This window comes from Pseudomonas sp. RC10 (assembly GCF_038397775.1).
GTDB classification, from domain to species: domain Bacteria; phylum Pseudomonadota; class Gammaproteobacteria; order Pseudomonadales; family Pseudomonadaceae; genus Aquipseudomonas; species Aquipseudomonas bambusae.
In genome coordinates, this window is sequence record NZ_CP151650.1 from 1,209,112 (window position 1) to 1,223,185 (window position 14,074).

A 14,074-nucleotide genomic window follows, 5' to 3' on the forward strand; every position below is an offset into this window, starting at 1 on the left:
GAATTGAAATGACCCAAGCCCTGCACTGGCTCAAATCCCTCGAATTTCGTCGCGAGCTCAACGGCTGGGCGCGCAGCGACGGGGTGACGTGGATTTACATCTTCAAAGTCCTGATGGCCGCGTTCCTGACCTACTGGGTCGCGATGCGTCTGGAACTCCCGCAACCGCGTACGGCCATGATCACGGTGTTCATCGTCATGCAGCCCCAGAGTGGCCACGTGTTCGCCAAGAGTTTCTATCGCCTGATCGGCACGCTGGCGGGCTCCGTCGTGATGGTCACGCTGATGGCCCTGTTCGCCCAGAACAGCGAGCTGTTTCTCGGCAGCCTGGCCATCTGGGTTGGCCTCTGCTGCGCAGGCGCCGCACGCTACCGAAACTTCGCCGCGTACGGTTTTGTGCTCGCCGGCTACACGGCGGCGATGACCGGCCTGCCTGCGCTCGCTCACCCTGAAACTTCGTTCATGGCGGCGGTGTGGCGGGTGCTGGAAATCTCCCTCGGCATCGTCTGCTCGACCTTGGTCACCGCGGCGATCCTGCCGCAAAGCTCTGGCGCGGCGATGCGCAACGCGCTGTATCAGCGCTTTGGCGTATTCGCGCAGTTCGTCGTGACCGGGCTGCGCGGTGAGGGCAATCCGGCGGCTTTCGAAGCCAGCAACGTGCGTTTCATCGCCGATGCGGTCGGGCTGGAAGGCCTGCGCGCTGTGACGGTGTTCGAAGACCCGCACATGCGCCGGCGCAACGGTCGCTTGAACCGCTTGAACAGCGAATTCATGACCATCACCACGCGCTTCAACGCCTTGCATCAATTGCTGGAGCGTCTGCGTAGTCGTGGTGTGACGCCTGCCGTCGCGGCCATCGAGCCGGGCCTCAATGCCTTGGCCGAGCTGCTTCAGGGCTTCGCCGGTCGTGCGCTGACCAACGCCGACGCCGCGCTGCTGGCCCGTCGGCTGAGCGACTTCAAGGCCGACCTGCCTGAACAGGTGCGCAGTCTCCGCGCTGAATTCCTCAAGACCGCGCCCAGCGACAACGACCTGCTGGATTTTCACACCGCCTACGAATTGATGTATCGCTTCGTCGATGACCTGCACGACTACGCCGAGACCCACGCCTCGCTGGCCGACCATCGTCACGAGCGGGAGAACTGGGTCGAACCGTTCGTCTCCACCACCAACTGGATGTCGTCTGTAGCGTCGGGCGTTCGGGCGACGTTCATTCTGGGCGTGATGTCGGTGTACTGGGTCGCGACCGCCTGGCCCAGCGGGGCCTCAATGACATTGGTGTCAGCGGCGACCGTTGCCTTGTCGGCGACCACCGCGAACCCTCGGCGCATGTCGTTCCAGATGGCTTGCGGCACGTTTTTGGGCGCGCTGCTCGGCTTCTTCATCACCTTCTTCGTGCTGCCCCGCATCGACGGCTTCCCCTTGCTCTGCATGGTGCTGGCGCCGGTGTTCGTGCTCGGGACATTTCTGACCACGCGCCCGCAGTGGGTCGGCTATGGGTTGGGTTTGCTGATCTTCTTCAGCATCGGTTCGGCGCCAGACAACCTCACGGTCTACAACCCGTATACGTTTATCAACGATTACATCGCGATGGTCATCGGCATGCTGCTGTGCGCAGCGGCCGGGGCAATCATTCTGCCGCCCAACAGTCGCTGGCTGTGGCAACGGCTGGAAGGGGATTTGCGTCAGCAGGTGGGATTTGCGATCAGCGCGCCGTTGCGTCGGATTCGTTCGAGTTTCGAGAGCCGCACCCGCGACCTGATGCATCAGGCCTACGGTCTGGCCGCAGGCAAACCCGAGGTGCAGCGCAACCTGCTGCGCTGGATGCTGGTGGTGCTGGAAATCGGCCACGCGATCATCGAATTGCGCCGCGAGCAGGACGTGCTGCCTGTGCATCCGAGCTATGCGGAATCCCAGCCGTGGCGTCAGGCGATCCGCGCCATGGGCCGCTCGCTGGTGCGCCTGTTCCTGCAACCCGACCCCCACAATCTGGCGCGCAGCCTGGCGGCCGTGGACCACGCGATTGTCTGCGTGCAGAACACCGACGAGCCGTTCGCCCCGCATTTCGACACCTCGGCGCTGCGTCGAGTGAAAAGCTACCTGCACTTCATCCGCACCTGCCTGCTCGACCCGCAATCACCGTTGGCCTCGTCGCCCCCCGAGCACGCCGTGCAAGGACTTTCCCATGCCACGTGAAATCGCCTTCCACGGCGTTTACATGCCGACCGTGACGCTGATGTTCCTGGTCGCCATGGTGCTTTCCTGGGCGCTGGACCGCTTCATGTCTGGCCTCGACCTGTACCGTTTTTTCTGGCATCCGGCGTTGCTGCGCCTGAGCCTGTTCAGCTGCATTTTTGGCGCGATGGCGCTGACCGTTTACCGTTGAGGCACATGTAACCCGAGATGAAAAAGCTCATCAGTCTGATCGCGACGTTATTGATTCTGGCGCTGGCCATCTGGATCGGCCGCCTGCTGTGGATTCACTACATGGACACGCCCTGGACCCGCGACGGCCGCGTGCGCGCTGACGTGATCAACGTTGCCGCCGATGTCAGCGGCGTGGTCATCGACGTGCCGGTCAAGGACAACCAGCCCGTGAAAAAGGGCGACCTGTTGATGCAGATCGACCCCGAGCATTACCAGTTGGCGGTCAAACAGGCCGAAGCGCTGGTCGCGTCACGCAAAGCTACGTGGGAGATGCGCAAGGTCAACGCCGCCCGCCGCAAGGACATGGACGCGCTGGTGATTTCTGCCGAAAACCGCGAAGACGCTTCCAACGTCGCCAACTCCGCTCAGGCCGATTACCAACTGGCCGTGGCGCAACTGGAGGCTGCGCAACTCAACCTGCAACGCACCAAAGTGCTGGCGGCGGTTGATGGCTACGTCACCAACCTCAACGTGCATCGCGGGGATTACGCACGCATCGGCGAAGCAAAAATGGCGGTGGTCGACAAGAACTCGTTCTGGGTGTACGGCTTCTTTGAAGAGACCAAGCTGCCCCACGTGAAAATCGGCGACCCGGCGGACATGCAGTTGATGAGCGGCGAAGTGATGAAGGGCCACGTCGAAAGCATCGCCCGTGCGATCTACGACCGCGACAACCCGGAAAGCCGCGAACTGATCGCTGACGTCAACCCGACCTTCAACTGGGTGCGTCTGGCCCAGCGCGTTCCGGTACGCATCCACCTGGATAACGTACCGGACAGCGTGGTGTTGGCGGCGGGGATCACCTGCACGGTGATCGTGAATCCGCAGCCGTGATCAAACACTCTCGGGAAGCGGTGGCTGGACGGCCGCCGCCTTGCGCGAGGTCGATCTGGAGGAACGGTGCTTGGCGATCTGCGGGTGTATCCGATGCGAGATGGATTACAAAGGCCCCTGCAGTTTGAAGCGCTTGCTTAGAATCTTCTCCAGCAGCGACTTGGGTAGCAGTCGTGCCATCAACGGCAACGCACGGCTGCCGTTGCCCGAGCGCAACAGGCGAGGCGGATTTGGGTGTTGCACGGCGTTAAGCACATCGCGGGCAAACTCGTTAGCGGGAGTGGGATGAGTCTGCGAAGCATTGGCGCGGGCGCGGATGCCTTCACGCAACGGCCACCACGGCGAGCCTTCGTGGATAACCTGCTCGGCTTCATGGCTGGCATTCTTGGCGAATTGAGTATCGATGGCGCCGGGCTGTACCTCCATCACGCGGATGCCAAAGGGCGCCAGTTCCATCCGCAACGCGTCGCTCATCGCGCTGACTGCCGCTTTCGACGCGCAATAGGCGCCGCCGAACGGCGTGACTAACACCCCTGAAACGCTACCGATGTTCACCAGCAGCCCCTTGTTGCGGCGCAGCAGGGGAAACAGCGCGCGGGTGACGCCGACGATGGAAAACACGTTGGTTTCGAATTGCCTGCGGATGGCTTCGACGCCGCCATCGAGCAGCGGCCCGATGCCGCCGTAACCGGCGTTGTTGATCAGCACATCGAGCCCTTTGCCGTGCGCTTCGAATTGAGTGGCGAGGCGTTCCAGTGCAGCGCCGTCGTTGACGTCCAGTTCCACCGCGTTGAAGCCCGCCGCAGTCAGTGCCTGCACATCGGCTGGCTTGCGCGCCGTTGTCCAGACTTCATGGCCTGCGCCCTTAAATGCGTTCGCCATGGCGCGGCCGATGCCGCTGGAACAACCGGTGATCAGAACGACAGGCATGTTTCATTCCTTGAAGAGTGAGTGACGGTTCAATCGGAAAATGTGCCTTGGAGGCGCTCGGCGCGGAATTCCAGGGTTTGCGCGCGATAGCCGTTACGCAACGGCGGCAGCGGCAGGCAGTCCTGCCATTGGCTGCCTGGCAACAGTTCGCCGGGCCCGCGATAGCGCGGCGCGGTGTAGGTGTCGTCGGCGAGATTGACCGTATCCCCCGATGCGTACGCCGCGACTTTCCAGCGCAATTCCTTCAGGGGCACGTCGTTGCTGTTATCGATCAGCACCAGCAAAGGTTTACCCACAGGGCACTGCTGCGGCGCGTAATTCACCCGCAGTTGGAGTCGCTCCAGTCGCGATGCGTCACGCTTGTCTTCCCACACCACGAACCCCGCGACAACGGCCAGCCCGATGGCCGCCGCCAGCGAAACCGGTAAGGCTTTAGCGGGGTAACGTAGCAGCAGAATCAGCCAGGTGAAGATCAGTACGGCGCCGATGATCATCGTTCGATCTCGAAAGGGCAGGTGAGCTGCATCGTACCGAAAGGGGAGCAGGAGACCAACGGGCGATTGGCCATTCATGTGACTGACCAGCGGTCCTGTGTGGAGCTGACGGCCCACTAGGCTTCAGAAACAGAACATCGCAATGGAATGCACCTGTCATGTCTCCGTTCTCGTCCGCTCACCTGAAAACGCCTGCCCTGAGTGTCGTCGATCCTCGCGGCCTCGCGGTGCGTCAGGTTGCGTTCTACCGTGCCGATGCAGCGAACTTGCCGACCGAGCGGGTCAATCGATCCGCCTACGATACCGCTGGCCGACCCGTACGGCGCTGGGACCCGAGGCTATGGGGGGCAGCGAATAACGATGCCGATGCCCCGGCGAATCTCGACGCCATCTATTCCCTTACCGGGCAAACCCTGTGCACCCAGCATTCTGACCCAGGGTGGCGTGCTGAATTACTGGGTGAGGCAGGGCAGCGTCAGGTTCGCTGGGATGCCGAGCATCGCAGGCAGCGCGTTGAATACGACGTTCTGTTGCGCGCGCTCGCGGTCTTCGCAACACATGAAGGTCAAGAGACGTGCCTTGAGCGGTTGATCTACGGGGGCCCTGATGAGCGACATGCCAATCGATGTGGGCAATTGACTCGTCACGATGATTCGGCCGGTTCAGTGGTCAACGCTGCGTTCAGCCTCACTGGGCAGGCGAACGAACAAACGCGGCGTTTCTTGAGTGAACTCATTCCTCATGAATCGCCTGAAGTTGAGGGCAAGCGCGATTGCGCACTGGAGCATGGTTCAGCATCAATGACTCGCTGGCGATTCGATGCAACCGGTGAAGTTATTGAACAGACCGACGCCATGGGAAATACACAGTGCGTTAATCACACTGTTGCAGGTCAACTCAAGCGCACACGCTTGCAGTTGCGAAATCAGGATTTGAGAACGCTGGTCAGCGACATCCGCTACGACGCTCATAACCGGATCGAGTCGGAAACAGCGGGAAATGGCATCGTCACCACCCTCGATTACGACTCTGTCGATGGCCGCTTGCGCAACTTGCGTACGGATAACGGGCGGCTTCAGGATCTGGATTACCGCTATGACCCTGTCGGCAACGTCGTGAGTATTGAAGACCGTGCTCAGCCGACGCGGTACTTCGCCAACCAACAGGTCGAGCCACTACGAACATTCGTTTACGACTCGCTTTCTCAACTGATCGAGGCGACGGGGTACGAGTCGTCTACGGCGAATAAAGGCCCAACCGGCCAGTCATTCGCTACGGCCGATGCGTTGAGCAATTACACCCAGCGGTACGAGTACGACGCTGGCGGCAACCTGCAAAAGCTGATTCACAGCGGTACGCGTCATCACACTCACCACTTCGCGATCGCTCAATTCAGCAATCGCTCGCTGCTGCAAACAGGCCCTCATTTACCAACAGAAGAACAGATTGCAGCGGGTTTCGATGCCAACGGTAATTTGCGCGAGCTGTCGCCGGGGCAGGCCTTGAGTTGGACTCCGCGCAATCAACTGAGCGAAGTCACGCCCGTGGAACGTGAGACGGGCGCGAATGATCAGGAAATCTATCAATACGATGCCGCTGGCAAGCGTGTTCGCAAGGTGCGTTTCACACTAACGAAGGCTCTGATTCATCTCAGCGAAGTACGTTATTTACCAGGGCTGGAAATCCGCAGCCGCGAAACCGGTGAAGTGCTGCACCTACTGACTGTGATCGCGGGGCACAACCCCATCCGTGTACTGCACTGGGAGGCTGGGCAACCGGCTGAAGTTGATCATCCCCTGATTCGCTTCAACGTTGTCGACCCTATTGGGTCCTGTACGCTGGTGCTTGATCAGGGTGGGAAGTTGATCAGTCAGGAGGTTTATCACCCCTATGGCGAAACAGCGTGGTTTGCTGGTAGAAGCAAGGTGGATGCCGTGTACAGAACGGTTCGCTATTCCGGAAAAGAGCGAGACGCGACGGGACTTTACGATTACGGGGTGAGGTATTACGCCCCGGTTTTGATGCGATGGTTGAACCCGGATCCCGCAGGCGATATCGATGGTTTGAATCGTTACGCCTTCGTCACGGCAAATCCAGTCAGTGGATATGATTCGAATGGCGCCATGTTTACGTGCGCGAGCCGCTCACGCGACACCTTGATCTCAGCTCTCAAGTCCGACGGTTATCGGGTGCGGTATCAGGGTGTGGACAAAATGAAAAAGGCTTCTGAGACCGACCTCGTTTTTGCCATTGACGCTGCGTTAAATTTAGCCAGGGAGCTCATACAGCTAGAGGTAGACAGTTTCAAAACGGAAACTGACCGTCTGGAGGCATTTCTCGCCTTGGCACCCCATTCGCTCCCTGAAGGGATGGCGGTTGCGGTGAGCGAAAACTATCAGTCGATCGCAAAGGGTCTGTCCAGTTATCAGCAGGGCGGCCATTTGCGTAACCGATTGATTTACGTTGAAACAACTAACGCAACGCCCCTTACGTTCGCATTTATCCAACCCGGTGACCTCAAAAAACGCGTGTTCATAACCGATCATTTTCGCCGGCAAAGTGTCATTGCCAACGCTTCAGTGCTCGTTCACGAGATGTCCCACAGCGTCTTGAAGACTCAGGATTATTTTTATTATGAAAACTGGGGGCTCGGCGCTGAACAGGTGCCTTGCTACCTCAAAAGCCGACTCGCACTGCTGTCCGAACTTGCGGTAGGCAAAAATGGAGAACTGCGCCGGACCGCGACTTCAAACACGATGCTGAACTACCCCAAACACGTACTGAGCAACGCGGATTTCTGGGGGGCTTATCTTCTATCCCGCCCTTTGTCTCTCGCCAGGCATGAAGCCCTTTACCTTGATGCGCGGGGGCAACGCGAATGGATGGATCGTGAAAGAAAAGCATCGTCTCGATCACGCCATCCCAATCAGTTCAGCTGAGATAGCGGCATCTGGTTGCATCTGTTGGGTGTGAACGCAAAGGAGTGAAAAATCATGGCTGAGATCTGCGCCTTTCACGCAAAAACTCCAACGCTGACCAGCCTCGATGCGCGCACATTGCGGGTCCGCACGATTGATTTTTATCGGGCGCACGCCGATGAGCTCCCTTCTGATCGAGTTGACCGCTTGGCTTACGACTGCGCAGGCAGGCGTGTCAGTCGCTGGGATCCTCGGTTGTGGGCAGCAGCGAATCAATGGCCGGATACGCCAGGTAATTTGAGCACCGTGCATTCTCTGTCAGGCCAAGCGCTTTTCACTGAAAGCGCAGATGCCGGATGGAGCGCCGAGTTGCTGGGTGACGGCGGGCAACGGATTTGTCGATGGGATGGCGCAGGGCATTCGCAGTGGGTTGAGTATGATCAGTTGTTGCGAGCAAAAGCTGTGTTTGAAAACGATGGCGCTCGTGAACACTGCACCGAACGACTCATCTACGGCGGCCCTGATAACGCCTCTGCCAATCAATGCGGACAGCTGATGCGTCACGATGACCCCGCAGGCTGTGTGATCAGTTCAGCCTTCACCCTGACCGGGCAAGTGGCCGGACAAACGCGCTGTTTTCTGAACGAACTTGCTGGACCTGACTGGCCTGTACTTGAAAACGAGCGTGATTCATTTCTTGAACCAAGTGCGGGAGCCACAACGTGTTGGCGATTCAATGCATCTGGGGAGGCAGCAGAACAGGCCGACGCTGTGGGAAATACGCAGCGCTTTGGTCACACCGCTTCAGGTCAGCTGAAAAACACTCAACAGCAGTTGCTGAGCCAGTCCTTGCAAACCGTCGTCAGTGATATTCGCTATGACGCTCGTAACCGGATCGTGTCGGAAACAGCGGGAAACGGCATTGTCACCACACTCGATTACGACCCTATCGATGATCGCTTGCGTAATCTGCGCTCTGATAACGGACGACTTCAGGATCTGCATTACCGCTATGACCCTGTCGGCAATGTGGTGAGTATTGAAGACCGTGCTCAGCCAACACGGTACTTCGCCAATCAGCAGATTGAGCCTCTTCGAACGTTTGCTTACGACACGCTTTATCAACTGATCGAGGCGACGGGTTATGAGTCGGCCGATGAAAATAGAGGCCCTGCAGCTCAACCTTTTGCAACTGCCGATACGCTGCGGAACTACACCCAATGCTACGAGTACGACGCTGGCGGAAACCTGCAAAAGCTGATTCACACCGGCGCCCGCAATCACACGCGGGTTTTCGCGACAGCGCGATACAGCAACCGGTCGTTGCTGCAAATAGGCGATAACCCACCGACAGAAGAGGAAATTGCAGCGAGTTTCGATGCCAACGGGAATTTGCGTGAGCTGTCGCCGGGGCAGACGTTGCGTTGGGATTTACGTAATCAATTGAGCGGGATCACGCCGGTCGAGCGGGCGTCTGGCGTCAATGATCGAGAGATTTATCAATACGACGCTGCGGGTGCGCGGGTTCGGAAAGTGCGTTCAACCCAAACAAAAATGCTGACCCATCTAAGCGAAGTGCGCTATCTGCCGGGGCTGGAAATCCGCAGCAACAGCGCAACCGGCGAACTGCTGTACGTGGTCATTGCAAACGCGGGGCGCAGCGATGTACGGGTATTGAATTGGAAAACGGGACGCCCGACCGATATCGAAAACACTCAAGCGCGTTACTCCCTCATCGACCACCTCGGCTCAAACACCCTCGAACTGGACCAGAACGGGCAACTTATCAGCCACGAGGTCTATTACCCCTATGGAGAAACGGCTTGGTTTGCGACGCGAAGCGAGATAGAGGCCAAGTACAAGGCTGTCCGTTACTCAGGTAAAGAACGCGATGCGACGGGGTTTTATTACTATGGGTTGCGGTATTACGCGCCGTGTTTGATGAGATGGATGAGTCCGGATCCTGCTGGGGATGTTGATGGCCCTAACCGCTTTGCATTTGTGAAAGGTAATCCGATCACTGCATATGATTCGAAAGGCACGATGCTCCGATGGCTAAATGATCTCAGCGATCCCCCCATTCTCAAGATGGACGCTGAGGGGTACAAGGTGCCTTACCGCAGTGTTGATGAAATACTCAAAGCTCACGAAACCGGTTTGGTGTTTGCCGTGGATACGGCCCTGAGCACCGCCAAAGAATTGATTGAGGAAGAATTACAGTCGCTGGAAAACGGCAACACTCAGCGCCTAAATGAGTTCCTTGCGATGGAGCCCGGCGCTGTGATCCCCGAAAGTGTGGTGGAAGGGGTGAAGCACGGCTATCAAAAGATTCACCATGAACTCTCCAGGTATCAACATGGAGGTGACCTGCGCAGTGAGCTGAATCTAGTGAAGCCTCACTCGCAAACGGCGGTCAAAGCTTTCGCTATGGTCGTTCCCGGTGATCAAAAACGAAGGATTTTTTTGACTGATTTGTTCCAGACCAGAAGCGTGATCGCAAATGTATCCACGCTGGTTCATGAGATTTCCCATATCGTCATGGATACGAAGGACGAGTTCTACTACCGCAAAGGGAATCTGGCTGCCGAGCGCGAGCCCGCTGAAATCAAAAGCGAGCTGGATACCATCGCTGCTCGTGCTATCGCGAGGAACCTAGAGCACCGCAACCAGCGCACATTTGCTGACTTCGGCTATAAAACGCTGGAGTTATGGACGCTGGGGACCGCAGACTTTTGGGGGCACTATCTGATTGCCAGACCTTTAAGCGATGAGCGACATCAGGAGTTTCATTTGTATTCCACAGGTCAAGGTCGCTCCTCCCGTAGAAACTAAACCAAGCGATAAGCAATAAAAAGCCCCCACCCACCCCCTGCGGATGGGGATACGCAGGAGGCGGGCGGGGGCAGTACAACGGGTTTAGCGGATGTATCAGCGTGCGATGGTCTGGGTTCTTACACCGGCTTCAATGCCCGGCGTCGAGCGGCCGTAGACGTCTTCGAAGCGCTCGATGTCGTCTTCGCCCAGGTAGCTGCCCGATTGCACTTCGATGATTTCCAGCGGGATCTTGCCTGGGTTGCGCAGGCGATGGACCGAGGCGATCGGGATGTAGGTCGACTGGTTTTCGGTGAGCAGGAACACGTTTTCGTCGCAGGTGACCTGCGCGGTGCCCGACACGACGATCCAGTGTTCGGCGCGGTGATGGTGCATTTGCAGCGACAGGCTGGCGCCCGGTTTGACCGAGATGCGCTTGACCTGGAACCGGCCGCCCATGTCCACGGAGTCGTACGAGCCCCACGGGCGATAGACTTCTAGGTGGTTCTGGGTTTCGGTGCGGCCCTGCTCGTTGAGGGTGTTGACCATCTGCTTGACGCCCTGAACCTTGTCTTTGTGGGCGATCATCATGGCGTCTTTGGTTTCGACGACCACGATGTTGTCCAGACCGATCACGGTGACCAGTTTGCCGTTGCCCTGAATCATGCAATTGCGGCTGTCCTGAATGACCACGTCGCCTTTGGTGACGTTGCCGTTTTCGTCTTTTTGATGGACGTCCCACAGCGAAGACCAGCAACCCACGTCGCTCCAGCCGGCTTCCAGCGGAACGACGCAGGCGCGCTGGGTTTTTTCCATCACGGCGTAGTCGATGGAGTTGTCCGGGCAGCAGGCAAAGCTGGCCTGATCCAGTTCGATGTTGTCGCCGTCGTGCTTGCTGCGCTCAAGGGTCAGCAGGCAGTTGTCGTAGATGTCCGGATCGTGCTTTTTCAATTCTTCCAGGTAGCGGCTGGCGCGGAACAGGAACATGCCGCTGTTCCAGTAATAGCCGCCCGCGTCGACGAATTCGGCGGCGCGTTTTTCGTCAGGTTTTTCGACGAACTGGGCCACGCGGCTCACGCCTTCCGGCAGCAGGGCGTCGGCGGTGGACTTGATGTAGCCGTAGCCAGTTTCCGGCTTGGTCGCCGGTACGCCGAACAGGACCATCTCGCCACGCTCGGCGGCGACGGTCGCCAAAGCCAGTGCGCGTTGCAGGGATTTCTGGTCGTCGATGACGTGGTCGGCCGGCAATACCAGCATCAGTTCGTCACGGCCTTCGTTGGCCAGCATCATCGCGGTGATGGCGACGGCAGGGGCAGTGTTGCGACCGAACGGCTCCATGATGATGGCCTGAGTGTCCAGGCCCAAAGCATCGAGCTGCTCGCCCACGATGAAACGGTGATCCTTGTTGCAGACCACGACAGGGTGCTGCATGCCATCGAACTGCAAGCGCTCGAGGGTCTGCTGGAAGAGGGTGTGTTCGCCGGTCAGCGCCAGGAACTGTTTTGGAAACTGTTTACGCGAAAGAGGCCAGAGTCGGGAACCGCTGCCACCTGACAAGATCACTGGAATCATTTTGTTTCTCCAAAATTTCGATAGCGTTTGTTTGGGCTATACGTCGGTTATGTCTGTCGTTTCGGGTGTTTCTAGTTGTGCTGATTCCTGTAGGAGTGAGCTTGCTCGCGATAGCGGTGTGTCAGTCGAAACTGAAGCGTCTGGGAGGACGCCATCGCGAGCAAGCTCACTCCTACAGGGGGGTAAACCGAGTTGCCTTACTGAGTCGACGTCGGGCGCTTGACCCAGACTGGCGACAGGTTGCTGCCGTTGCCGGTGATGTACAGCACCGCTGCCTCACCACGTTCCAGCGCGACCGGTTTCAGGTCGCTGACTTTCTTGTCGCCGTCGAACAGCGCGAAGCTGACTTTCACCGGGTTGATTTCGCGCTCGCCGGTGCCTTTGGCTTTTACCGAATCGACCACGGCGGTCTTGCCGTCGGCGGTTTTCAGGGTCAGCGGCTTGTCGCTCAGGTTCTGCACACGCACCAGCGACTTCTGTTTGTTCTTGAACGGTGGCTCTTCCACCAGTTGCGGCGCGCCGGAGGTGTTGTTGACGATGGTGTAGTAGTGATCGCTCGCCAGTTTCACCGGCAGGGTGTTGCTGCCGATCTTGGCGCTGTAGTCGCCCTGCGGCATGAAGCTGAAATCACTGCTGGCCAGCGGGCCGACTTCGTTGAGGCTGGTGTTGCCGACACTGGCGCTGACTTCCGCGTTGCTGGCGTTGTAGACACGCACGAAGGCCGAGCCTTTCGGAGCGGTCGGGCCGTACAGGGCGGCGTCGCCACCGGCGAAGGCCGAGAGTGATACGAAGCCAAGGCTGGCGGCCAGGACGCAGGTTTTCAGCAGACCGGTTTTGGCCGAACGGGTAGGCATGCGAGTTGGGTTCTGTAAGGTCATTTTGGGTAGTCCTCTCAGTTTTGCGCCCGATCGGGCGACTCGGAATTGACGTTGGAGTTAGAAGCGTTGGCGTTCTGAGCCAGATTTTGTTGAGGGTCACGGGCCTTCTTGAGTTCGGCGATCCACTGCGGATCGAACTCGGTCAGGTCGTTGTGGGCCGGCAGATAGCGCTCCGGGAATTCCCAGATGAGCACCTGCGGTGGGCTGCTCTTGAAGGCATCGGTTTGCAGATATTTGAGCATCGGCAGAATCGGGCCGTGGCCGTCTTCGGCGTAATTCACCACGTCGCTGTGCAGGGCCTGTTTAAGCGCACCGGCGAAGTTCCAGTTTGGGTTGGCGCTGTAGCTGGTGCCGACCAGACCGACCGCCACCGAGTTGTCCGCAAACAGCGCATCGCCACCGTCACCCTCGGCTTGCGCCGGATTGGTGCTGCGCTGTTGCAGGTCATCCGGCTTGGGCAGCAGGTTGCTGAACAGCGGGTCCAGCGGCAGGAAGTTGGTCAGGTCGCCCTTGTACGGCGAGGTGGTTTTGGCTTCAGTGATGAAGGTCTGTGGGTCGCCACTGAGCGGAGCTTCTTTCGAGATCGCCTCGCCCAGTTGCTGCGCCACGACTTCAGCCCCCATTGGCGTCCAGTGGGTGTCGGTGCGCAGGAAGACCTGGCCCTTGTCCTTGGCGCTTTGCAGCGGTGCCAGCAGGTCAGGGGCGAAGATGCCGGCCTGGCTGACTTGCGCGTGGAACTGTTGATACAGGTCGGTGTGCAGCGCAGCAGGTTTGTTGTCGCCGACGTGCTCAGGGTACAGACGGGTCTTGGCCGGGACGATGGCGAGCACCAGCTGCGTGCCCTGTTTTTTCAGGGTGTCACGCACGCCTTTGATGATCGCCAGGTTGTCGGCTTCGTTCTGCTCGCCGTTGGCCACCGCGTCGAATTCCTCGTCGGTGTACAGCCACTGGTCCTTGCCGAGAATCACCCCCGGACGACCTTCGTTGAACACCTTATAATCCAGCGCGGCCCAGAGGTTGGTGCCCAGGCGCTTGATCGGAAACGCCTCGTCGTAGTGGGTTTCCACGGCCTTGGTCCAGTGACCGTTGAGGACCGTGGTTTCCTTGGATGTCGAGAAGCCGATGAAGCTGCGCAGCGACCACAGGCCCAGCGCCAGCAGGATGGCCAGGAACAGGAAGATGTAGAGGAAACGTAATGAACGGGTCATATC

10 protein-coding genes are annotated in these 14,074 nt (G+C 58.7%); 5 read left to right on the forward strand and 5 right to left on the reverse strand.

Annotated features, from left to right (window positions below):
- Positions 1-8: 8 nt before the first annotated feature.
- From AAEO81_RS05515 to AAEO81_RS05525, 3 genes are read left to right on the forward strand one after another with little or no spacing between them, the layout of a single operon-like run.
- Positions 9-2,195: an FUSC family protein gene (locus tag AAEO81_RS05515; RefSeq protein WP_341962157.1), complete on the forward strand. Its 2,187-nt coding sequence runs from the start codon at positions 9-11 to the stop codon at positions 2,193-2,195.
- The gene (locus AAEO81_RS05520) at positions 2,185-2,385 is read left to right on the forward strand and encodes a DUF1656 domain-containing protein (RefSeq protein ID WP_341962159.1); all 201 of its coding nucleotides are present in this window, start codon (positions 2,185-2,187) and stop codon (positions 2,383-2,385) included. Before AAEO81_RS05515 ends, AAEO81_RS05520 begins: the two co-directional genes overlap by 11 nt.
- A 17-nt stretch (positions 2,386-2,402) precedes the next feature.
- The gene (locus tag AAEO81_RS05525; protein ID WP_341962160.1) at positions 2,403-3,260 is read left to right on the forward strand and encodes an HlyD family secretion protein; all 858 of its coding nucleotides are present in this window, start codon (positions 2,403-2,405) and stop codon (positions 3,258-3,260) included.
- Between the two features lie 105 nt (positions 3,261-3,365).
- Here AAEO81_RS05525 and AAEO81_RS05530 read toward each other — a convergent pair whose 3' ends face one another.
- Together AAEO81_RS05530 and AAEO81_RS05535 are read right to left on the reverse strand one after the other, a co-directional pair.
- Complete coding sequence (locus AAEO81_RS05530) at positions 3,366-4,190, reverse strand: SDR family oxidoreductase (protein WP_341962161.1); 825 nt, start codon at positions 4,188-4,190, stop codon at positions 3,366-3,368.
- 29 nt (positions 4,191-4,219) lie between these two features.
- On the reverse strand, positions 4,220-4,684 hold the full coding sequence (locus AAEO81_RS05535) for a multidrug transporter (RefSeq protein WP_341962162.1): 465 nt from the start codon (positions 4,682-4,684) through the stop codon (positions 4,220-4,222).
- Positions 4,685-4,842: 158 nt separating this feature from the next.
- Between AAEO81_RS05535 and AAEO81_RS05540 the strand changes: the two genes are divergently transcribed.
- Positions 4,843-7,623 carry an RHS repeat-associated core domain-containing protein gene (locus AAEO81_RS05540; RefSeq protein WP_341962164.1) on the forward strand — a complete coding sequence of 927 codons (2,781 nt, stop codon included), beginning with the start codon at positions 4,843-4,845 and terminating at the stop codon, positions 7,621-7,623.
- 54 nt (positions 7,624-7,677) lie between these two features.
- Positions 7,678-10,434, forward strand: a complete 2,757-nt coding sequence (locus tag AAEO81_RS05545) for an RHS repeat-associated core domain-containing protein (RefSeq protein ID WP_341962166.1) — start codon at positions 7,678-7,680, stop codon at positions 10,432-10,434.
- A 96-nt stretch (positions 10,435-10,530) separates the two neighbouring features.
- Here AAEO81_RS05545 and AAEO81_RS05550 read toward each other — a convergent pair whose 3' ends face one another.
- The 3 genes from AAEO81_RS05550 to AAEO81_RS05560 form a co-directional block, all read right to left on the reverse strand.
- Positions 10,531-11,985, reverse strand: coding sequence for a mannose-1-phosphate guanylyltransferase/mannose-6-phosphate isomerase (locus AAEO81_RS05550; protein WP_166597156.1), 1,455 nt, complete (start codon positions 11,983-11,985; stop codon positions 10,531-10,533).
- 197 nt (positions 11,986-12,182) lie between these two features.
- Positions 12,183-12,839, reverse strand: a complete 657-nt coding sequence (locus tag AAEO81_RS05555) for an alginate O-acetyltransferase AlgF (protein ID WP_166597155.1) — start codon at positions 12,837-12,839, stop codon at positions 12,183-12,185.
- 38 nt (positions 12,840-12,877) lie between these two features.
- Positions 12,878-14,071 (reverse strand): alginate O-acetyltransferase, encoded by a 1,194-nt coding sequence (locus AAEO81_RS05560; protein WP_341962168.1) that lies wholly within the window; start codon positions 14,069-14,071, stop codon positions 12,878-12,880.
- Positions 14,072-14,074 lie beyond the last annotated feature (3 nt).